We start from the raw sequence: 19293 nt of genomic DNA on the forward strand, positions 1-19293 counted from the left end.
CGAATCGGTACCTTTCCGCCTGTGCCGGGGTCCTTGAAATCCCGGATCAGGGTACCTTTGGTCCTGTATTCAGGCGCCCATGATGCTCTAGTTCTTTGATAAATTTAGACTATTCTAAACCAAAGTCATTAAAGACTCTAAAGATTTTCAAACCCAGCCCGCTGATATTGCCCGTTTTCCACGACAGGGTTTCACTTTTGCCGTTTCATGTGTGATAGTTTTTGGAAAGTTAGAAAAAAACGCTCACATCGGCAGTTCAGCATGACATCTTTTGGAAAAGACCCCCTCCCCCCGTATTTCGGCATCGATCCTGAACAGGCTGCGGGCCGTCTCGTGGAGCCTATCCATACCGCGCGATTCGCGAAAGCGGCGGCTTTCGCCGCCCGTGGTCGCGATGAGTTGGCCAAGAGCGGACATGCCCCGGACGGCAACAAGCGGTTGCGGCGCTTCTCGACATGGGAGGTCTGTCGTTATCTGATCCCCGTCGCCCCCGCGCATTTTCGCCGGGTTTTGAAGAACGATCCCACCCTGCCCCAAGGCACCGGTGAGGGAAATTCCAAGTGGTTCTCGCTTGAGGAGGTCATGACGCTTCGCGATCACTTCGCCGAGGAAGGTGCTGCTCACCGGGAGTATCGCCCCTACCGTCCCGAAGGACTGGACGCCAAGGTGATTGCCGTCGCGAACTTCAAGGGCGGCGTCGGCAAGACCTCCACCTGCGCGCATCTGGCCATGAGTGCCGCGCTGGATGGTTACCGCGTGCTGGTGATCGATCTCGACAGCCAAGGCTCGATGACGAGCATTATGGGCGGTCAGGTGCAGGATGAGTGGCAGACCGCCTTTCCAATCCTCGCGCGTGACTACGCCCAGCACATCAGTGGTGAGAACAAGGTCCGCACCGCGCGCGGTGACGCTCCGATCCCGCTGGACGAAACCCTCACCGAGGCGCTTGAGGTTTCGCCGCGAAACTTGATCCAGACCACGCATTGGTCCAACATTGATTTGATCGGGGCGCAGCTGAACCTCTACTGGGCCGAGTTTCAGGTGCCGGTATGGCGGATGCAGAGCCGTGGTTGGCCGCTCTGGGATGCGCTGACCAACGGGTTGGACGACAGTGGCATTCTGCAGGACTACGACATCGTGCTGCTCGATACACCGCCCGCGTTGGGGTATCTCACGATCAATGCGCTGGCCGCCGCGGATATCCTGATCGTCCCGTTGGGCGCGTCCTTTCTGGAGTTCGATTCCACCGGGCGGTTCTTCGATATGCTCTACTCGACATTCGCCAGCATCGAGGACGGCGAAAACGCGCAACGCCGCCACGCCGGGCTGCCGGATGTCAAATTCGAGTGGGACGCCGTGCGGACGTTGATCACCCGGTTTGATGCGGCACAGCAGACGGATCTGGCCAATGTGATCCAAGCCTATTTCGGTGACCTGATGACCACTTTCCGGCAGGATATGACCGCCATGGTCGGACAGGCCGGTGAGCAGGTCAACGGTATCTATGAGGCCGACTACAGGGACTTTAACCGGGACACATATGTGCGGGGCCGCGAGGCCTTTGACCGCACCTGGGCGGAGGTCAAGGAGTTGATCGTCGGCGCGTGGTGGAAAGATGAGCAGGAGGCAAAACATGGCGAAGCGTAGAAAAGTCAGCGCCCCGAGCGCGGATGATCTCAATCGGATCGAAGAGGAGTTTCGCCGCGAAACCCTTAACCGACCGAACGCAGCCTTAGCCCCAATTTCACAGGTTTCTGCCGAGAGCGCGCGCAGCCAGGAAATGGCGGACCCCGAAACCCGCGCCACGCAGGCCCAGAACACAGCGGATGCGGACCGCCTGCGCGAGGCCGAAGGGCAGGGGCGGCTGATCCTGAACATCCCGCTGGAAGACATTCAGGCCGACGCGATGGTCCGCGATCGGACGGTCATAGACCCCGCGGATATGGATGAGCTCAAAGCCTCCATCGCGGCACATGGCTTGCGCCTGCCGGTGGAGGTTTTTGAGCGCTCCGGCGAGGGGCAGGCCTATGGGCTGCTGTCGGGGTATCGCCGCCTCTGGGCGGTGCGCGAACTGGGCGCGCTGACGGGCGATGCCAAGTACAAGACCATCAAGGCGCTGGTTCGTGACCCTGACGCCTTGGGCGGCAGCTTTGCCGCGATGGTGGAGGAAAATGAAATCCGCACCAACCTGTCGCATTACGAACGGGGGCGCATCGCGGTCGTCGCAGCGCAGCAGGGCGCCTTTGCCAGCACCGAAGAGGCGGTGGCCCAGCTTTTTGCCATGGCCAGCAAGGCAAAACGTTCAAAGATACGCTCGTTTTCCGTTATTTTTGAAGAACTTGGCGATATGCTCGAATTTCCCGAAAACCTCAAGGAACGTGATGGCCTGCGCCTGTCCACAGCCCTGCGCAATGGCGCGGAGATCAAATTGCGCGATGCTCTGGCGCTGGCGCAACCGGCCTCAGCGGAGGAGGAATGGGCGTCCATGGAGCCGGTCATCGAGGCCTTTGAGGTCACCGGAAGTGATCCCAAAAAAGGCGGCAGACCCAAGAAAAAGGCCCCCAAGATTGGGTGGGAAGGGCGGGATACGGTGCACCTGTCAAGCGGCGTAACCCTGCAATACGGCAGCGACAGCCAGGGCTATCTGATCCGCCTGAAGGGCAGGGGGGTCGACCGCGCCCTGCTGGAACGGGCGCTGGAGCATTTGCAGTATCTGTTCGATAAGGAGTGAGGGCGCCACCCTATCACGTGTGATCGGCCGCGTGGCATAACGTTGATATCCAACCGCCCGATATCAGCGTGTGCCCCATAGCGCTGCAAGCGCCTGCGCAGGAACCCTTCGCGTGCCCATGCCAGTCCCGTTTCCAACAGCGCGAAACGCTTTAGTCCAAACGCAATTTGAAAATCGCGTAAACCAGCAACCCGAAGCAGCTCAGACCTGCAAGCACAAATGGCGCGCGAATAGCCATATCACGCCCGAGATCGTCCTGAAGGACCGATACGGCAAACCCCCCGGCGAGCGCGCCAAGCGGCATCGAACCCCATCCGAAGAAGCGATAGATGCTGTTCACCCGCCCCAGAAGATCGGAAGGGATGCGCCGTTGCCGCCAGGAGACGGTGATCACGTTCCACAGCATCGCGGCGGCCATCACCGCGAAGAGCGAGAGCGCCATGACAAGGCTGCTTGTGCTGATCCCGATCAGGACGTACCCGGCACCCCATGTGGCAACCGACAGGTAGAGGCAGAGCTGTATCCCAAGCACTTTCGTGATCTGGGGGGCAAGCAGGCTGCCGGTGATCGCCCCCACGGCGGCCACCGAAAGAATAAAGCCATATTCCGCCGCCGAAAGCCCCAGAACCTCTTGGGCAAAGAGCACTTGAACGGTGAGCGTCGCGGTTGCCAGGAAATTGGCCACCCCCAGGACGACGGCCAGGCGCAACAGCAACCGATCACCGCGCATGAAGGCGATGCCTTGCAGCAGCGCCTCGCGGAAACTGGTCTGAACCCGTAATTGCGGTTGCAGGGTGATGAGCCAGACAAGACCCGCCGCCAGCACCAGCAACGCCACATCGAGCCCAAAGGGGATGCCAATGCCAGCGGCAATCAGAATGCCCGCGAGCGGTGGCCCAATGAATTGGCCTGTCAGCTGTTCGGTGCTCCAGAGTTGCCCGTTCGCCGCCTCCAGATCGTCGGGATCGACGATGGAGGGTAGAATTGTCTGGGCCGCATTGTCCCGCAGGACCTCGGCAGAGCCGAGGAGAAAGGCCAGCCCGGCCAGAAGCCACACAGCACCGGGCACCTGGTCGTTCAGCGCCAGCATGAGAATGGTGAATACAATCACAGCGCGCAGAAGATCCGCCCGCGCGATCAGCTTCCGGTGGTCGGCCCGGTCTATGATCACCCCGGCGGGAATGGCGAAAAACAGCCACGGCAGGCGCCCGGCAGCAGCCACGGCACCAATCGCAAGCGGGTTTTGCGTCATCAAAGTGGCGAGCCAGGGCAGGGCAAGGACGATCAGCCCATCGCCCAGATTTGTCAGCGCGCCGGCGCTGAACAAGAGGCGGTAGTTCCGGTTTCTGGACAGTAGTGCCGCGGGCATTCGCAATCTCCCATGATGCGCTCGGGCGCAGGGTCCGCAAAGCGGATGGAAACGTCAAGCGTGTCGCGCATCGATACCCCCGAAGAGGCGTCGCCCTTGGCCGGTTCCTGCAGCATCTGAGCCGTCCTGCGGGGTGCCCGGGCGCTGCGATGGGCCGCCCAAGTTCTGCACAGAGGTCCCTGCGACCAAGCCAAATTTCGCCGATAGTTTGACGATTTCTATTTCTGGTTGAATTCAATAGGTAAATCTAAAAAAAAGACGTACGGGCAGAATCTTAGCCATATTAACGCACCACATCTTTTTTGATGAAGGTGTTGAAATATTTCAGTCAGCACTCGTTTTTTTCCGCACTCAAGCAACAAGATGCCAGTTGAAAATTGGCATCATCCAACATGCACAGCCGTGATGATTTGCGGTTGTCCGATAGGGAGTCTCTAACGATGCCATCCACAAAACAAACGACCACCCAAAGGTGGGTTAACGATCAGACGCCAGACAATCCATTTGGCAAAAACGAGGGTTGCGAGGCCTTCCTCGATGACGTCGGCCCGCGGATCCGCAGCCTGACCCCGACGACTTGAATTTACGCCTCTGGCATCGTTAAGAAAGGATGATCTGAACATGTGCATCATGTGTGAAATGGGGTACGGCCCCGAGCAAGAAACGTCTTTTGGAAAGATCGGGTTTCAAAAGGCTGGATTTCAGGCGAACTTGGATGAGGCAATAGCTCTGCAAGAGACGACGCCTGATCTGGCGGCGCTCGACGAAGGGAATGACCCGGATTCCGTTGCCTCGGGCGGTTCTGCCGGAACCCCGGACGCCGCCAACGGTCCCGAAGCGATGCTTTCGGGCTCAGATGACGGGTCCCTTCCGGCGTCGGGCGACGCGCAAATTGAGACCGACGACGCCAGCGCGCCATGGTGGGTCAACGATCAGACGCCGGACAACCCATTCGGTAAAAGTGAGGATTACGAAGCCTATCTCGACTATCTGGGGGCTCTCCAGCGCGACCTGACGCCAGAGATCGCGGGTGAAACGATGCGGATCAATGTCGAGGAGCTCAACGACCATCCAGATTACAAGGCATCCGTGATCGGCGCCCTGGAGATGTGGGCCTCTGTCGCGCCCTTCCAGTTCGAGGTCGTCGATGATGCGCCATACGATGAGGACACGGACTGGATGCAGATTGTCAGCCCGGAAATTGGTGAGCAGAGCGATGGCAGCGCCTTTTCCAGCAACCGGTACATCAGCGTTGGCCAGCGGTTCCACGACACCGAGCCCAACCTGACGGACATCGGCGGCTATGTGTTCGATACCTTCATCCATGAATTGGGTCATGAGTTCGGTCTGAACCACCCCGGGCTCTACAACTATAGCGGTCCTGGCGGGGTGCAGATCAACTACCTGAACAATGCGACCTGGATCTATGACCGTCAGCAATACAGCGTCATGTCCTACTTCGATGGGATCGATGTTGGCGAAGACAGCCGCTGGTCGGCCTCGACGCCGCTGATGGGGGATATCGAAGCGGTCATTCGCAACTATTTCTCCACAGTGGACGATGATGGGGAGCGGACCTATCAGACCATCGACCTGAATACCGGTGACGACGTCTACGGGTTCAACAGCTCGAAATATGGCTATGAGCTCACCTCATCGGGCATGCAGCGCGACATCGGGTTCGTGATCCACGATACCGGCGGCACCGATACCGTCGACTTTTCCGGCTCCACCGCAGGCACGATCCTGGATCTGCGCGCCGGGCAGTTTTCCAGCGTCAACGGGCACAACAACAACGTGTCGATCTTTGCCGGGCACAACGCCGATGAGACCGAGTATTACATCGAGAATGGCATCGGCAGCAGCTATGACGACATTCTGATCGGGAATGACGGCGACAATGTGCTGGATGGCCGTGGCGGCGCTGACCGGATGGCGGGGAATGATGGCGATGACACCTATTTCGTCGATTCCATTGACGACATCGTGCACGAGGAAGCGGATGGCGGCAACGATACGGTCATCGTGATGTCCCGAGACATTGACGTCGGCGAAATCGCTAATGTCGAAAACATCATCTACGCCGACGGCACAGCGGACCAGGTAGCGGCGGCGGACCAGCCAGAAGACACTGGCGGTGAAACCGCGTCCAGTCCGGGTGACAACACCCGGACCAGCATCATCTTTGGCGATGACAGCGCTGAAACGCTCGACGGCGGCAGCGGTGACGACACGATCTTTGGTATGGGTGGCGATGACACGCTCATCGGGGGCCGCGACTCGCTCGCCAGCCGCGATGTCAACAACACCATCGACATTGAAGACCTCGAAGACCAGACCGAAAGCGACGATGGCAACGACTCGCTTTATGGCGGGGACGGGAACGACACCCTCCTCGGTGGTCAGGGCGATGATCTTCTCGATGGCGGGGACGGCGACGATATGATGAGCGGTCAGGCCGGTGTCGATGTCTTCCGGGGCGGTGACGGTGTTGACACGGTTGACTACAGCCGCGAGAGCCCGTTCCAGCTGCTTGTCAATCTTGAGACAAATGTCGCCAGCGGTGGCACCGCCTCGGGCGATACCTTCTACGACATCGAGAACCTGATCGGGTCTGATGACCGCATCGACCGGTTCATCGGCACCTCCGCAGCGAACCACTTTATTGGTCAGGGCGGCGGCGATGTGTTCAACGGCCGCGACGGCGATGACATATTGGATGGCGGCAGAGATGGCGACATCCTCTATGGCGAAGGCGGCGATGACACGATCATCGGGGGCGCGGGTCAGGACTATATGGATGGCGGCGAAGGCAATGATACGGTTGTCTACCGGGGCAGCTCCAGCGGTGTGACGGTCGACCTTGTCAATGGCACGGCCACGGGCGGTGACGCAGACGGGCCGGTGCAGATCGTGGGCCGCGGCACGACCATCCGGCACGACATCCTCGTCGATCTCGAAAACGTCGTGGGCTCTTTCCACGATGACCGCCTGATCGGCGATTACCAGATCAACGCGCTTTCGGGCGGGGCAGGGGATGACACGCTGACCGGTGGCGGCGGCGAAGATCTGTTGAACGGCGGGGCCGGCAGTGACACGGCGGATTACTCCGATGCGACCAGCGGGGTCCGGCTCAGCCTGCGCCGCGACACATCCGAGGGTGACACCTATGTCTCGATCGAGAACCTCTCCGGATCGGGCTTTGACGACCGGCTGCAGGGCGATTCTGCCGCCAATGTGCTGACGGGACAGGGCGGCGACGATGTGCTGCGCGGCGGTCGCGGGGATGACACGCTGCTGGGCGATTTCGCCTATCAGGGTGATGCACTGCCAACACCGGGAATGGGTACCGGCTATGCCACGCTGGGAGCGGATGCGACGAATAACTCCATCGCGACGGCCTTCGACATTTCCGACAACTTCTCTCTGGAAGAAGATCCCAACATCTTCGATTCGACGACTGTCCTGCATACGACCGTCAACGCCACCGGAAACGGCCAAGGCGGCTATTACAGCATCGATCTGGCCGCGGGCACCATCCTGTCCATCGATATTGATGGCATTGCCGATCCGAACGTGCATGACAGCTGGGTCCGGCTGCTGGACAGCAATGGCGATGTCGTCACCGAAAACGATGATGGCGGCGGCGATCCCGGCTCAACAAGCAATCGGGATTCAAGCACGGTTTTTGTCGTGGAGGAGACAGGGACCTATTACATCCTGCAGGGCAGCTGGACGGCAGAGTCCGAAGAAGGCGGCTGGACGGAAGTGGTGCCCGAGGGGTCGACCTATACGCTGAACGTCTCGGTGGACTTCCCACCGGCACCTGCAGAACCGGGGGAGGCGGGCTCTGATACGCTGCGCGGTGGCAGAGGCAGCGACCTGCTGGATGGCGGGCAGGAGGCCGATACGCTCATTGGCGGAGAGGGGGAGGATTCCTTCCGGTTCTCGACCGCGCTGGGAGACGGCAACATCGACACCATCGAGGATTTCCAGGTCAGCGAGGATGTGATCCTTCTGGACAATCTCATCTTCGAAGATGTGGGTGACGAGGGCGTGCTTTCGTTCGGTGCGTTCCACGGGAGTGCGACGGGGACCAGCCGTGACAGTGATGACCGCATCATCTATGACACCGGCAACGGGGCGTTGTCCTATGATGCCGATGGCACCGGTGATGGTGAGGCGATCCAGTTTGCGCAGCTGAGCGCCAATCTGGATCTGTCCGCGGACGATTTTGTTGTCATCTGAGGCGACGTGGGTGGGGCGCTGTTCCGGCGCCTCGCCCCGGTCCATGCCATCTGCGCAAGGGCGTGATTACATGAGAACAGCAATGATCAGGGAGATTTTGCAATGAAGTCCGCCATCAATCGCCGGACCCTCTTTGTCGCGGCAGGATCGGCGGTGGTCGCTATGACCGCCGGAGGGGCATCGGCGCAATCAGGAGATATGCGCGGTGCTGTCGAATTCGAAGGAGGCAAGGTCATCCCGAAGGGCCAGATCGAGATTTCTCTGGAGGACCCATCCGTTCAGGAGAAAGGGTATTTCAGCGACATGAAAACGCGCGTCAAAAGCGATGGCGGGTCGGAGAAGATCGCGTTTGCCCTGGCCGTGCCTGCCCGTGCGGTGGCTTCGCCAACCCTGCAGGTTGTGGCGCGACTCGAGCGCGACGACGGCTGGCTGCTTGCCCGCGGCAGTGCAAAGGCCGAGGCGGGCGCGCCCGTTTCCATCACACTCAACACGGCGATGTACTGAAGGTACCGGGGCCAGAGTGTTGCGGCGGCGTCTGCCGGGCATCAAGGGGCTGATGTGAAAGGCCCCGCGCGGGGGCCGCTTTCCTGACGCAGGATATTGGCGTGCGGGCGCGGCTATTGCATTCACCGCCCCGGATGCCAAGACTGCGCATATGCCTGCTGACATTGAATTCTCCTTTCATCAGCTGACCGATGTCGCTCAGCGGCACATCCGGGTCTTCCAGATACATCAGTTCCTGGACCGATTTGCCATGGGCCTGGCCGTGGCGGTTGTGGCCCTGGCCCTGGTTGATCGAGGCATGGATCTCTTTCAGATTTCGCTGCTGTTCGCGGTCTACTCAGCCACAACCATTGCGATGGAATTGCCGTTTGGCGGGCTGGCGGACAACATCGGACGCAAGCCCGTCTTCCTCTCTGCGGTTGTGGCCAGCCTGATCTCGTTCGTCCTGTTTCTGTCGTCGAGCGATTTCAACATTCTGGCGCTGTCGTTTGCCTTTACCGGGTTTGGTCGGGCTTTGCGCTCGGGAACACTGGACGCATGGTTTGTCGAGCGATTCAGGACCGTGGCGCCAGATGTAGATATCCAACCCGCGCTTGCAAAAGCGCAATGGGCCAATGCCATGGGCCTGGCGTTTGGTGCCATTTGCGGGGGTCTCTTGCCCGATGTCTTCGGCGTCGTTGCGATCCGGTTTGGGTTCAGCATTTACGATACCTCATACCTCGCAAGCCTCATCGTGATGTCGGTGGTGTTTTTCTACACCCTGGCTGCCATCACAGAGACGCCGCGTCCGCTGAACCCCGAGGCACTCAGGCAGGGCTTCCTAAAGGTTCCGACCGTGATCAGAGAGGCGGGTCTCCTCGCATGGACAGATCGCACGCTGTCGCGCCTGCTGATGGCGCTGGCGCTCCTCCTGATGGCGACGAACCCGGTCGAAGTGCTGTGGCCGACCCACGTCAAGGCCATGCTGAGCGAAGGTTACGCCAATACGGCGATTGGCGCGCTGACGGCGACCTATTTCTTCTCGATGGCGTTTGGCGCGGCCCTGTCGCCCCGGGTCAATCGGATGTTCAGACGTCGAGATGCCGTTACGCTCTCGGTGGCCCTTGCGTGTCTTGCGACCCTGCAGATCGCAATGGCGCTTCAGGGCAGCATCCTGGGTTTCGTTGGTGTCTTCATCCTTTATTCTGTCATCTTTGGTGTGATCGAAACACCGGCCAGCAGTATTCTACATTCCTGTGTCGAAAATCATCAGAGATCTACTTTGTTGTCGCTACGCTCACTCGTGCAACAGTTCGGGGCTGCGCTTGGTCTGATGTTGGTTGGGGGCCTCGCGGAGGGCTATTCGCTGCCCATCGCATGGGTCGGCGCAACCGCCTTTATTGTCATCGCCGCGCTTTTGGCGGGCGGATTGGCCCGGACAGCAAAGTGAGATCGGGAGCCGCCGGTTGAGCAATCCATGACATCGCGCCCTCAGCACCAGGCACGCGCCAGACGCGGCGGATCTATTCCGCGGGTTCTGCCTGTTTGCCGGGCATTTCGCGATAGATCAGCGGGGCGTCACCTTGGGCGGCGTGGGTGTCGGCCTGGGCCTGGAGCGCGCCGTGGTGCGGAGATTTGATGCAGACGGGGTCCGTGGCCGCCGCATCGCCGACAATCGCCATGGCCTGACAGCGGCAACCGCCGAAATCCACCGTTTTGCGTTCGCAGCTCTGGCAGGGCTCCGCCATCCAGTCGGTGCCGCGGTAGGCGTTGAAGGCCGCGCCCTGGTACCAGATGTCGCTGAGCGACCGGTCCTGCACCCGCTCAAAGCTCAGATGCGGGATCGATTGCGCCGCGTGGCAGGGCAGCACGGTGCCGTCGGGGATCACATTGAGGCCGGAGGTGCCCCAGCCGCCCATACAGCGCTTGGGGTAGTCCTCGTGGTAGTCTGCGGGCACATAGTCGATCACCAGCCGCCCTTTGAGCCTTGTACGGGCCTCTGTGACGATCTGAGTGGCCTCGCGGGCCTGTTCGCGGGTTGGCATCAGGGCATCGCGGTTTTTCAGCGCCCAGCCATGGAACTGCACGGTGGCGACCTCGATCCGGCGCGCGCCCATTTCCTGCGCCATCTCCAGCGCGCGGGGCAGCTGGTGCAGGTTGCGCCGGTGCAGCACCGCGTTGAGCGTCAGCGGGAAGCCGATCTTGCCGATCCATTCCGCCACCTGCATCTTGCGTTTGAAGCCACCCTTGTAGCCGCCGATCTCATCCGCCATTTCCGGGTTGGTGCCCTGCAGTGAGAGCTGCACGTGATCAAGCCCTGCCGCATCCAGTGCGGCCAGCCGTTTTTCTGTCAGCCCGATGCCCGAGGTGATGAGGTTGGTATAAAGCCCGGCCTCCCGTGCGGCGGTGACCAGATCGGTCAGATCGCGGCGCGAGGCGGGTTCACCGCCGGAGAGGTGCAGTTGTAGAACACCCAGATCCGCGGCTTCGCGAAACACCCGCGCCCAGGTGTCGGTGTCCAGCTCTGCCTCCTGACGGGTCATTTCCACCGGGTTGGAGCAATAGGGGCAGGACAGCGGGCAGCGGTAGGTCAGTTCCGCCAGCATCGCGATGGGGTGCGGGACGGTCACGGGGCGACGTCCAGAAACCGGCGATTGCGCAGCGCGTCGAGAAAGCCTGAGCTGTCTTTTTGGATCTGGTCGATGGGCGCATTGTAGCGTTCCGCGAGGGTACCGGTGATCTCGCCAAAGCTGCGGGTGCCGTCGACTTCCGTCAGGATCGCGTGGCCGACCGGATCAAGGGTGATCGCCCGTTCAGGCGCCAGCAGCACCCAGGTGTCGCGGACCTTGTCGTGGTGCAGGCGCACGCCGCGGGGCAGGGCGGGGATATCGGTGGCCAGCATGTCAGGACGCCTTTTGCAGCAACAGACCCTCATCCGGGGTCCAGGCGCCGGGCGGGATACGGGCAGGATCGACATAGGCGCCCCAGAGCGCATCGAGCTGCGACCAGAGCACATCGGTCTTGAAGATCAGCGCTTGCGCGGCGGCCTCCTGTTTCTCGGCCGTATCCGCATGGTCGAGCACCCAGGCAAGACCAAAGGCCACATCCTTGGGGGCTTCTTTCAGGCGGTTCTTGAAGTAGCTCAGCGAGCTGTCATCGGCAAAGTCGTAGTTCTGCAGCAGCCCCTGAATGCGGTTGGCGTGGATCTTGGGCGCAAAGAGTTCCGTGAGCGAGGCGGCGACCGCTTCCAGCAGGGTTTTTTCGCGCACAAAGCGGACATAGGCATCCACCGCAAATTTTGTGGCGGGCAGCACGCCGCGGCAACTTGAGACGTAATCGGGATCGAGCCCCACGGCTTCGGCCAGCCGCAGCCAGCGGCGGATGCCGCCCTCGTTTTGCTCGGTGCCGTCGTGATCCTCGATCCGGGACCGCCAGGCGCGGCGCAGTGCCGGGTCCTCGACGCGGGACATGAAGGCGGCGTCCTTCATCGGGATCGAATGCTGGTAATAATACCGGTTGATCACCCAGGCGCGTACCTGATTGGGTGCGCAGCCGCCGCCGTGCAGCAGATCGTGGAACGGGTGCAGATCGTGGTAGCGTTCGGCGCCGATCTGGCGCAGGCGTGCTTCGAAGGCGTCTCGGCTTTGGGTCATTTACGTGATCTCCATTCCGTCCTGTCCGATGATCCATCCGGCGGCTTCGGCTTGCGCCTTTTCAGCCGATGCCGGGCGCAGCACCGGGTTGGTGTTGTTCATATGCACATAGACCTTCCGGGCGATGTCCAGCCCGTCGAAAGCGGCCAGAGAGCCGTCCGGCCCGCTCATGGACATATGCCCCATGCGTTTGCCGGTCTTTTGCCCCAAACCGGCCTGTACCATTTCGTCATCCTGCCACAGGGTGCCGTCGAACAACAGCAGATCCGCGCCCGTCAGCCGCGCGCGCAGATCATCGTTGAGCAGCGCACAGCCGGGGATATAGAAGGCGGTTTTGCCCGTGGTCGCCAGCTTCACGCCCACGGTCTGATCGCCGATCAGATCGGTCTGCACCTGCTCCCCCTCCAGATAGAGCGGTACCTTCCCGGGCACAGCAAAGAGGGTGGCGGTCAGACCCGGGGCCAATTCAAAGGGTGTGTCGAGCGCGATGGTTTCGCGGGCCACCACGGCGCTGTTGAGCGCGTCGAACATCGGGTTCTGGGCCAGCACCTCGTGGATGCCGGCGGTGGCAAAGAGCGTGAAGGGCTGCATTTCGCGTAAAGTGAGCAGCCCCGCAACATGGTCGATGTCACCATTGGTCACCAGCACCGAGCGGAGCGGAAGTTGCCGCAATCCTGTAGGGTGGAGAGACCGGGATTGCGACAACTGGTGCCGAATATCAGGAGACGCGTTCAGAATGGCCCATGCGGAACCATTGGCCGTAACAGCCAGGGAGGATTGGGTCTGTGATGGTATCGCGCCGGAGCGCGCCAGGTTGCAGTTGTTACAGCCGCAATTCCACTGAGGCAGTCCACCACCGGCGGCGGCCCCAAGGATTTGCGCGCGGAATGACATATAGGCCGCCCGCGCGCAAATTGATCAGAACAGGACTTCGCGCTCTTCGTCGCTGTCCGGTCCGTACATGTTGATTTCCATGCCGCATTCGATTTCGCGGATGATTGGTTTGGTCCAAGCCATGGTCGTCTCCTCCAAAAATGCGTAGTAAACTACAGCGCTAGGGTGGCAGAGCTTGGCGTGATGAGCGACTCTTAATTTATAAGAAATCATAAGACTTTGGTCTATATCACGCGTCATCTACGGCGGGCATCAGACCGGTCAGACAAAACCCCTGATTGCGCAAGGTTTTGATTTCCATGCCGAAATCGGAGGTCGCGAGCTTTTTGCGCAGATATCCGATGTAGACATCGACCACATTTTCGTTACCGGCCCCGTCGCTGGACCAGAGGGTCTCGTAGATCTCGATGCGCGGTACAGGCGCGTCCAGATGGCGCATCAGCAGCTCCAGCAGGGCGCATTCACGCTCGGTCAGGGCAACGCTGTCTGTTGCGTTCTGCAGGGTGCGCGCGGTGCGGGACAGGCGGGCGGGCTGCGGGCGCTGCGCGCTGGCGCGGTGCTCCTGCACCCGCAGGCGCGCCACCAGTTCATCGAAGCTGAAGGGTTTGACCACATAGTCATCCGCCCCGGCCTCCAGCCCGGCGGTGCGGTGCTCGACCTCCGAGAGGGCGGAGAGCATCAGGATCGGCAGGGTGGCCCCGGCGGCACGGGCCGTGCGCACCAGATCGATGCCGCTGTCGGCCCCCAGCATGACATCAACAATCGCGCCCACATGGGTGCCGGTCTGCAACCGTTCCAGCGCGCGGTCGGCGCGGTTTTCGGTTTCGGTCTCATAGCCATGCAGCGCCAGACCGCGGGCCAGCGCCGAGGTGATCTCGGGATCGTCGTCGATGATGAGAAGTTTGCTCATGGCGTCAGATTAAGCAGTCCCGCGCGGAAGGCGAACCGAGATTTTGGTCCCGGGTGCGGTGCCGATGGCCGCGTCGCGGGGCAGGGGGCTGATCAGGTTGATCTCGCCTTGCTGCGCCTCGACCACCCATTGGGCCAGCGCCAGACCCACGCCAAAGCCCTGGTTGGCGGTGGCTGAGCTGCCCTGCACGAAACGATCAAAGATTTTCGTCTGATCCTGCGGCGTGATGCCGGGGCCATTGTCGGTGACGCTGACACCGGCGTAGGTTTTCGCCACAATCGGCGTGATCCGCAGGTGTTTGCCCGCGCGGGTATGGCGGATGGCGTTGCGGATCAGGCTGACGATCACCTGCCGCACCCAGTTGGGATCGCAGTGCAGGGGGATGTCGGGCATCCCTACGATCTCCAGTTCCATACCCGCACTGTCGATTTCCGCCTGAATCTCGCCCTGCACCGCCTGCATGAGCTCCGGCAGCGCGACGGTTTGCGGATCCAGCGCCAGCTCGCCCGTGTCGGAGCGCGCCAGCCGCAGCAGATCGTCGATCCGGCGGTTCAGCCGTTCCGCCCGGGCCTCGATGGTGGCAAAGGCCGCGCTTGCCTCGGGGTCGCCTTCCTTCCTGCCGATCTGCGCTTCCATCAGGATCACGGTCAGGGGGGTGCGCAGTTCGTGGCTGATGTCGGCAAAGAACCGGCGGCGTTTGTCGTCGATTTCGGCCAGCGCGGCATTGGCCGTGCGCAGCTCTTCGGTGCGCTGTGCGATGGTGTTGTTGAGGCGGCCCCATTCCATCCGGACCTCTTTCTGCCGGGCCAGCAGGGCGGCGGCCATGCGGTTGGTTTCGGCAGAGAGCCGACCGATCTCATCCGCCCGCGTCACCGGCAGGCTGACGGAAAAATCCCCCTCGCCGATCTGATGCGCCGCGCGGTGCAGATCATCCAGCCGCCGGAATTGCGGGCGGATCAGGCCAAAATAAAAGGCCGTGACCGCCAGCAGGGTCGCCGCCGCGATGCTCAGCGCGATCAGTGTCAGCCGCTGGCGCAGGGTGTCGATGCCAGAGAGGATGTTGTTGCGAAACAGCACTTCGGTGTTCACCGCTTGGCTAAGCAGCTGATCGAAACTGGAAGCAAACCGGTCGAGGTAGGCGCGCAGGCGCTCAGGGTCTTCGATGTCGGAGATCAGGCCCTGCTCGGTGTCCTCCAGCATGGCCTGCATCCGCGCAACGCCCAGCGATTGGGTGCCGTAGCGGGATTGCTCGTCCAGCCCCAGCGCCTCTGCGGCATTGACCGCCTCGGCCACGTCCTTATGCAACTGCACAAACGTGCGGCGCATCTGGTCGGTGACGGGTGCAATGCGGTCCGCGCGGACATCTCGCGGCTGGCCGATCTGCACGGCTTCGGTCGCGACCACCAGAAAGGTGGAGGCCTGGGTGGACAGGCTGGAATAGCGTGCCATGCGGATCTCGGAGGCCAGGGCGGTGTCGAGCCTGCGCGCGACCTCGTTGAGGCCGAAGGAGAGAATGAGCGCTGTCAAAACCGTGCCTGCGCCCAAAAGCGCCGCGCCCACGGCAAGCCGCAGCTTTAGGGACAACGCGGGTTTGGGGGCGGCAGCCGTCATTCGCCCATGACCGCAAAAAGAGGCAAATTTGCCGAAAATTGCCGGAATTTCCTGCTTTTAGGGCTCAAAATAGTGCCAGAAGGGAAAGTTAAGAAGAAATTTACCGACTTTAGTATATGTCCAGAGCGTGCGTACGAGCAGAAACAAAAAACAGGAAACCCTGACCCATGATCGAACTTTTGTTTGTCGCGTGCCTGTCTACGGCACCGGATGAATGTCGCGAGCGCAGTCTTGTCTTTACGGATGTCTCGCCGATGCAATGCCTGATGGGCGCGCAGCCTGAGCTGGCCAAATGGACGGCGAACCACCCCAATCAGCAGATCAAGAGCTGGCGCTGCCGCACCGTGTCTTTTGCGGAGCGGGATACCTAAGGCCACGCGCTCACCCCTTGCGCTTCATCAGCCCGCGCGCGGGATCATAGCCCCAGACGGCCAACAGACTGAGGACAAGCGTGCTCAGCACAACCCAGGCGAGGGCGTGAAAGTTGAGCTGCAGGTAAAGCAGGAAGCGGATCAACTCCACCACATGGGTGAAGGGGTTGAAGGCGCAGATGTCGCGCAGGAGCGGCGAGCTTTCCGCCATTTTCCACAACGGATAGAGCGCGGAAGACAGGAAAAACATCGGGAAGATGACGAAGTTCATCACGCCCGCGAAGTTTTCCAGCTGCGAGATGAAGCTCGACAGAACCAGCCCGAGCGCGCCCAGCATCAGCCCCCCCAGGATCAGCCCCGGTAGCACCGCGATATAGCCCAGGGCGGGCAGCGTGATCCCGAACAGGGCGGCGATGGCCAGAAACGCGTAGACCTGCAGGATCGAGATTGCGGTGGATCCAAAGAGCCTGCAAAAGAGCAGCCACCAGCGCGGGTAGGGGCTGGTGAGCAGGAGCCGCATCGAGCCCATCTCGCGGTCATAGACCAGGCTGAGCGAGCTTTGCATGCCGTTGAAGAGCAGCACCATCGCGCAGAGACCGGGCACGATGTAGGTCTCGTAGGTGATATAGGTCTGATAGGGCGGGATAATCGACAGACCCAGGGCCGCCCGGAAGCCCGCCGCAAAGATCAACAGCCAGACGAGGGGCCGCACAAGGGCCGCGATAAAGCGTTCGCGCTGATGGATGAAGCGTAGGAATTCGCGCCCGACGATGGCGCGGGTGACGCCCCAGAACCCGCTCATGCGGGGGCTCCGGTGCGGGTCAGAAACCAATCCGACAGTGTTTGCGCGCCACGGATGTCGCCGGTGACGCCTGCGTCGATGATCTGCCCGCGGTGCAGGACCAGCAGCGCATCATCATCGCGCACTTCGTCCGTCAGATGCGTCGTCCAGAGCACGCAAAGCCCCTGTTGGGCAAGGTCATGCACGTGGTCGGTGATCGCAGCCCGTGCGGCGGCATCGAGCCCGACCGTGGGTTCGTCCAGCAACAGCACCGATGGCTCATGCAGCAGCGCGCGCGCCAGTTCCATCCGGCGGCGGTGCCCGCCATTCAGGGCGCGGGCCTTCTCATCCCCCCGGGCGCGCATGTCCAGACGGTCAAGCGCTGCGTCGATCCGGCCTGGCATTTCACCGCGGGGCAGGCCGTGCAGCGCGCCGAAATAGCTCAGGTTCTGCCGCACCGTCAGGTTCAGGTCGAGCGTCGGCTGCTGAAACACCACCCCCAGTTCGGCCAACGCCTTGCGCGGGGCCGTGCGCAGATCGTGACCGGCCACATGAATATCGCCCGTTGGTGCCACCAGCAAGCGGGTCAGCAGCGACACCAGGGTCGATTTGCCCGCGCCGTTGGGCCCCAGCAGTGCACAAAACTGACCCGGCGGCACGGCGAGCGAGACACGATCCAGCGCTTTCTTGGGGCCATAGTCGAAGCTGAGATCGGTGACGCGCAGCCCCCCGGTCATAGCCGCCGTCCTGTCTGGATATTCCCGGTCACGCCTGCTCCCCACAACGCTGAAATCCTGGATGGCAGCTTGCCCCGAAAGCCATGGCGCGACAAGCGGCGCGACATAGCCTTTGGTCTTAGATGCATAAATCGCGCCGGGCCATCACAAACATGTCATTGCGGGATTTTAGGGCGATCGCGTAGCTTTGCCACGTTCCGTTCGGAGGTACGACCATGCCGGTCACACGACGCGAGACATTGGTTTCGGGGTCCGCCGCCCTGCTGGCGCTTGGGTTTCCAGGCGATCTGGTGGCGCAGGAGATCACGGCGGAAGAGGCCATCGCGGCTTTTGCGCAAGGGGCGCAGATCACACCCGGCGGGGTGATCCTGACGCTCGATGCGGTGGCGGAAGACGGCTACAAGGTGCCGGTCGAGGTTGCGGCGGAGGGCGCGAGAGCCCTGATGATCATCGCCCCGGAAAACCCCGTACCGCCCGTCGCCATGGTCCGTTTTGGGCCGATGGCGGTGGAGCAGCAGTTTTCCACCCGCATCCGTCTGGCCCGCACGCAAGAGGTCATGGCGCTGGCGCGGATGCCAGATGGGACGGTGCTGAGTGCCGCGCAGTTTGTCGATGTTGTCGTCGGCGGCTGTGGCGCCTGAGGAGGGTAATTGATGGCAACTGGTGTGAAATCGCGCGTCAAACTGCCCAAGGTGGCCAGGGCAGGGGAGGTCATCACGATCAAGACGCTGATCACTCACCGGATGGAGAGCGGGCAGCGTTTCGATGAGGCCGGTCAGACGATCCCACGGTCGATCATTCACCGGTTCACCTGCGATTTCGATGGGGAAACGGTTGTCGATGCGACGCTGCATCCGGGCATTGCCACCAACCCGTTTTTTGAATTCAAGGCGCGCGTGCCCCGGTCGGGGGTCTTCAGTTTCGCATGGTACGATGATGACGGGGCCATCTATACAGCGCAAAAAAGCATCGCCGTGACGTGATCCAAGGCCTGCGACGCAGACGAAAGTGGCGCTGTGACGGGCGTGGATTTTGCGTGATAATGTGTCCCATGTGGCGGGGGAGTTTTCGTGCACTCTGGTGTGGGGCAATGGTTGCGGGCCTGGTGGCATCGGCGACCGCGGCGGCAGACGCGGCCTGTTCAGAACCGATTGCCACCCCCGGAGACGCCGCCTATGGGGCCTATCTTGCTGGTGAATGCTTGACGTGTCACCGCGTGGATGGCGGCGCCGAAGGTATTCCGTCCATTACCGGTTGGGGCGCGGATGACTTTGTGGCTGCGGTGCAGGCGTACCGCTGCGGGGCGCGGCGGCACAACGTGATGGAGATGCTGGCGGGTCGGTTGAGCGATGCGGAGATCGCAGCCCTTGCCACCTATTTTGAAGACCTCGAATGAGGCTGATCTTTTGGGAGGGATCACAATGACTTTGAACCGACGCATTTTTCTGGGCACTGGGGCGGCTGCGCTGTCTGCGCCGCATGTTTTGGCGGAGGGGCATGGCCGG

General features: G+C 61.6%; 19 protein-coding genes. 9 read left to right on the forward strand and 10 right to left on the reverse strand.

The genetic code is table 11. The features are described 5' to 3' along the window. The first annotated feature begins 261 nt into the window (after positions 1-261). Both Q1A63_RS24990 and Q1A63_RS24995 read left to right on the forward strand, forming a co-directional pair. The gene (locus Q1A63_RS24990) at positions 262-1647 is read left to right on the forward strand and encodes an AAA family ATPase (RefSeq protein ID WP_298976758.1); all 1386 of its coding nucleotides are present in this window, start codon (positions 262-264) and stop codon (positions 1645-1647) included. After that, entirely contained in the window at positions 1634-2731 is a 1098-nt protein-coding gene (locus Q1A63_RS24995; RefSeq protein WP_299632690.1) for a ParB N-terminal domain-containing protein, read from the forward strand. Before Q1A63_RS24990 ends, Q1A63_RS24995 begins: the two co-directional genes overlap by 14 nt. 151 nt (positions 2732-2882) lie before the next feature. Here the strand turns inward: Q1A63_RS24995 and Q1A63_RS25000 are convergent, their stop codons facing one another. Next, positions 2883-4100, reverse strand: a complete 1218-nt coding sequence (locus Q1A63_RS25000; RefSeq protein WP_299632691.1) for an MFS transporter — start codon at positions 4098-4100, stop codon at positions 2883-2885. 621 nt (positions 4101-4721) lie between these two features. On the opposite strand from Q1A63_RS25000, the gene Q1A63_RS25005 reads away from it, so the two are divergent. From Q1A63_RS25005 to Q1A63_RS25015, 3 genes are all read left to right on the forward strand, one after another. Further along, on the forward strand, positions 4722-8348 hold the full coding sequence (locus Q1A63_RS25005) for a M10 family metallopeptidase C-terminal domain-containing protein (protein WP_299632692.1): 3627 nt from the start codon (positions 4722-4724) through the stop codon (positions 8346-8348). Positions 8349-8450: 102 nt separating this feature from the next. Continuing rightward, complete coding sequence (locus Q1A63_RS25010) at positions 8451-8852, forward strand: hypothetical protein (protein ID WP_298976752.1); 402 nt, start codon at positions 8451-8453, stop codon at positions 8850-8852. A 151-nt stretch (positions 8853-9003) separates the two neighbouring features. Then, positions 9004-10281 carry an MFS transporter gene (locus Q1A63_RS25015; RefSeq protein WP_298976750.1) on the forward strand — a complete coding sequence of 426 codons (1278 nt, stop codon included), beginning with the start codon at positions 9004-9006 and terminating at the stop codon, positions 10279-10281. A gap of 73 nt (positions 10282-10354) precedes the next feature. Here Q1A63_RS25015 and pqqE read toward each other — a convergent pair whose 3' ends face one another. The 7 genes from pqqE to Q1A63_RS25050 all read right to left on the reverse strand — a co-directional run bounded on the left by pqqE (position 10355) and on the right by Q1A63_RS25050 (position 15899). Continuing rightward, complete coding sequence (gene pqqE, locus Q1A63_RS25020) at positions 10355-11461, reverse strand: pyrroloquinoline quinone biosynthesis protein PqqE (RefSeq protein WP_298976749.1); 1107 nt, start codon at positions 11459-11461, stop codon at positions 10355-10357. Next, the gene (pqqD, locus tag Q1A63_RS25025; RefSeq protein ID WP_298976747.1) at positions 11458-11733 is read right to left on the reverse strand and encodes a pyrroloquinoline quinone biosynthesis peptide chaperone PqqD; all 276 of its coding nucleotides are present in this window, start codon (positions 11731-11733) and stop codon (positions 11458-11460) included. Before pqqD ends, pqqE begins: the two co-directional genes overlap by 4 nt. A gap of 1 nt (position 11734) precedes the next feature. Next, on the reverse strand, positions 11735-12484 hold the full coding sequence (gene pqqC / locus Q1A63_RS25030) for a pyrroloquinoline-quinone synthase PqqC (protein WP_298976746.1): 750 nt from the start codon (positions 12482-12484) through the stop codon (positions 11735-11737). Further along, complete coding sequence (pqqB, locus tag Q1A63_RS25035; RefSeq protein ID WP_298976744.1) at positions 12485-13378, reverse strand: pyrroloquinoline quinone biosynthesis protein PqqB; 894 nt, start codon at positions 13376-13378, stop codon at positions 12485-12487. A gap of 24 nt (positions 13379-13402) precedes the next feature. Continuing rightward, complete coding sequence (pqqA, locus tag Q1A63_RS25040) at positions 13403-13501, reverse strand: pyrroloquinoline quinone precursor peptide PqqA (protein ID WP_012177128.1); 99 nt, start codon at positions 13499-13501, stop codon at positions 13403-13405. A gap of 106 nt (positions 13502-13607) precedes the next feature. After that, a complete protein-coding gene (locus Q1A63_RS25045; RefSeq protein WP_298976743.1) occupies positions 13608-14288 on the reverse strand; it encodes a response regulator transcription factor in 681 nt (226 codons plus the stop codon). A 9-nt stretch (positions 14289-14297) separates the two neighbouring features. Then, on the reverse strand, positions 14298-15899 hold the full coding sequence (locus Q1A63_RS25050; RefSeq protein ID WP_299632693.1) for a HAMP domain-containing sensor histidine kinase: 1602 nt from the start codon (positions 15897-15899) through the stop codon (positions 14298-14300). A gap of 167 nt (positions 15900-16066) precedes the next feature. Here Q1A63_RS25050 and Q1A63_RS25055 point away from each other — a divergent pair, with 167 nt between their 5' ends. Then, entirely contained in the window at positions 16067-16270 is a 204-nt protein-coding gene (locus Q1A63_RS25055; RefSeq protein ID WP_299632694.1) for a hypothetical protein, read from the forward strand. Positions 16271-16280: 10 nt separating this feature from the next. Here Q1A63_RS25055 and Q1A63_RS25060 read toward each other — a convergent pair whose 3' ends face one another. Continuing rightward, the gene (locus tag Q1A63_RS25060) at positions 16281-17072 is read right to left on the reverse strand and encodes an ABC transporter permease (RefSeq protein WP_299632695.1); all 792 of its coding nucleotides are present in this window, start codon (positions 17070-17072) and stop codon (positions 16281-16283) included. Beyond that, positions 17069-17788, reverse strand: coding sequence for an ABC transporter ATP-binding protein (locus Q1A63_RS25065; RefSeq protein WP_299632696.1), 720 nt, complete (start codon positions 17786-17788; stop codon positions 17069-17071). The genes Q1A63_RS25060 and Q1A63_RS25065 overlap by 4 nt, the downstream gene beginning before the upstream one ends. Positions 17789-18003: 215 nt before the next feature. Here Q1A63_RS25065 and Q1A63_RS25070 point away from each other — a divergent pair, with 215 nt between their 5' ends. The 3 genes from Q1A63_RS25070 (at position 18004) to Q1A63_RS25080 (ending at position 19184) form a co-directional block, all read left to right on the forward strand. Next, on the forward strand, positions 18004-18429 hold the full coding sequence (locus Q1A63_RS25070) for a thiosulfate oxidation carrier protein SoxY (protein ID WP_299632697.1): 426 nt from the start codon (positions 18004-18006) through the stop codon (positions 18427-18429). Between the two features lie 12 nt (positions 18430-18441). Continuing rightward, positions 18442-18771, forward strand: a complete 330-nt coding sequence (gene soxZ / locus Q1A63_RS25075) for a thiosulfate oxidation carrier complex protein SoxZ (protein ID WP_298976734.1) — start codon at positions 18442-18444, stop codon at positions 18769-18771. A 107-nt stretch (positions 18772-18878) separates the two neighbouring features. Beyond that, entirely contained in the window at positions 18879-19184 is a 306-nt protein-coding gene (locus tag Q1A63_RS25080; RefSeq protein WP_298976732.1) for a c-type cytochrome, read from the forward strand. The last annotated feature ends 109 nt before the right edge of the window (positions 19185-19293 follow it).

It is taken from the genome of uncultured Roseobacter sp., assembly GCF_947499265.1.
Lineage (GTDB): Bacteria > Pseudomonadota > Alphaproteobacteria > Rhodobacterales > Rhodobacteraceae > Roseobacter.

Coding starts and splice junctions, on each gene's coding strand:
- Q1A63_RS24990 (WP_298976758.1), top strand. CDS start 262: ATGACATCTTTTGGAAAAGACCCCCTCCCCCCGTATTTCGGCATCGAT.
- Q1A63_RS24995 (WP_299632690.1), top strand. CDS start 1,634: ATGGCGAAGCGTAGAAAAGTCAGCGCCCCGAGCGCGGATGATCTCAAT.
- Q1A63_RS25000 (WP_299632691.1), bottom strand. CDS start 4,100: ATGCCCGCGGCACTACTGTCCAGAAACCGGAACTACCGCCTCTTGTTC.
- Q1A63_RS25005 (WP_299632692.1), top strand. CDS start 4,722: ATGTGCATCATGTGTGAAATGGGGTACGGCCCCGAGCAAGAAACGTCT.
- Q1A63_RS25010 (WP_298976752.1), top strand. CDS start 8,451: ATGAAGTCCGCCATCAATCGCCGGACCCTCTTTGTCGCGGCAGGATCG.
- Q1A63_RS25015 (WP_298976750.1), top strand. CDS start 9,004: ATGCCTGCTGACATTGAATTCTCCTTTCATCAGCTGACCGATGTCGCT.
- pqqD (WP_298976747.1), bottom strand. CDS start 11,733: ATGCTGGCCACCGATATCCCCGCCCTGCCCCGCGGCGTGCGCCTGCAC.
- pqqC (WP_298976746.1), bottom strand. CDS start 12,484: ATGACCCAAAGCCGAGACGCCTTCGAAGCACGCCTGCGCCAGATCGGC.
- pqqB (WP_298976744.1), bottom strand. CDS start 13,378: ATGTCATTCCGCGCGCAAATCCTTGGGGCCGCCGCCGGTGGTGGACTG.
- pqqA (WP_012177128.1), bottom strand. CDS start 13,501: ATGGCTTGGACCAAACCAATCATCCGCGAAATCGAATGCGGCATGGAA.
- Q1A63_RS25045 (WP_298976743.1), bottom strand. CDS start 14,288: ATGAGCAAACTTCTCATCATCGACGACGATCCCGAGATCACCTCGGCG.
- Q1A63_RS25050 (WP_299632693.1), bottom strand. CDS start 15,899: ATGACGGCTGCCGCCCCCAAACCCGCGTTGTCCCTAAAGCTGCGGCTT.
- Q1A63_RS25055 (WP_299632694.1), top strand. CDS start 16,067: ATGATCGAACTTTTGTTTGTCGCGTGCCTGTCTACGGCACCGGATGAA.
- Q1A63_RS25060 (WP_299632695.1), bottom strand. CDS start 17,072: ATGAGCGGGTTCTGGGGCGTCACCCGCGCCATCGTCGGGCGCGAATTC.
- Q1A63_RS25065 (WP_299632696.1), bottom strand. CDS start 17,788: ATGACCGGGGGGCTGCGCGTCACCGATCTCAGCTTCGACTATGGCCCC.
- Q1A63_RS25070 (WP_299632697.1), top strand. CDS start 18,004: ATGCCGGTCACACGACGCGAGACATTGGTTTCGGGGTCCGCCGCCCTG.
- soxZ (WP_298976734.1), top strand. CDS start 18,442: ATGGCAACTGGTGTGAAATCGCGCGTCAAACTGCCCAAGGTGGCCAGG.
- Q1A63_RS25080 (WP_298976732.1), top strand. CDS start 18,879: ATGGTTGCGGGCCTGGTGGCATCGGCGACCGCGGCGGCAGACGCGGCC.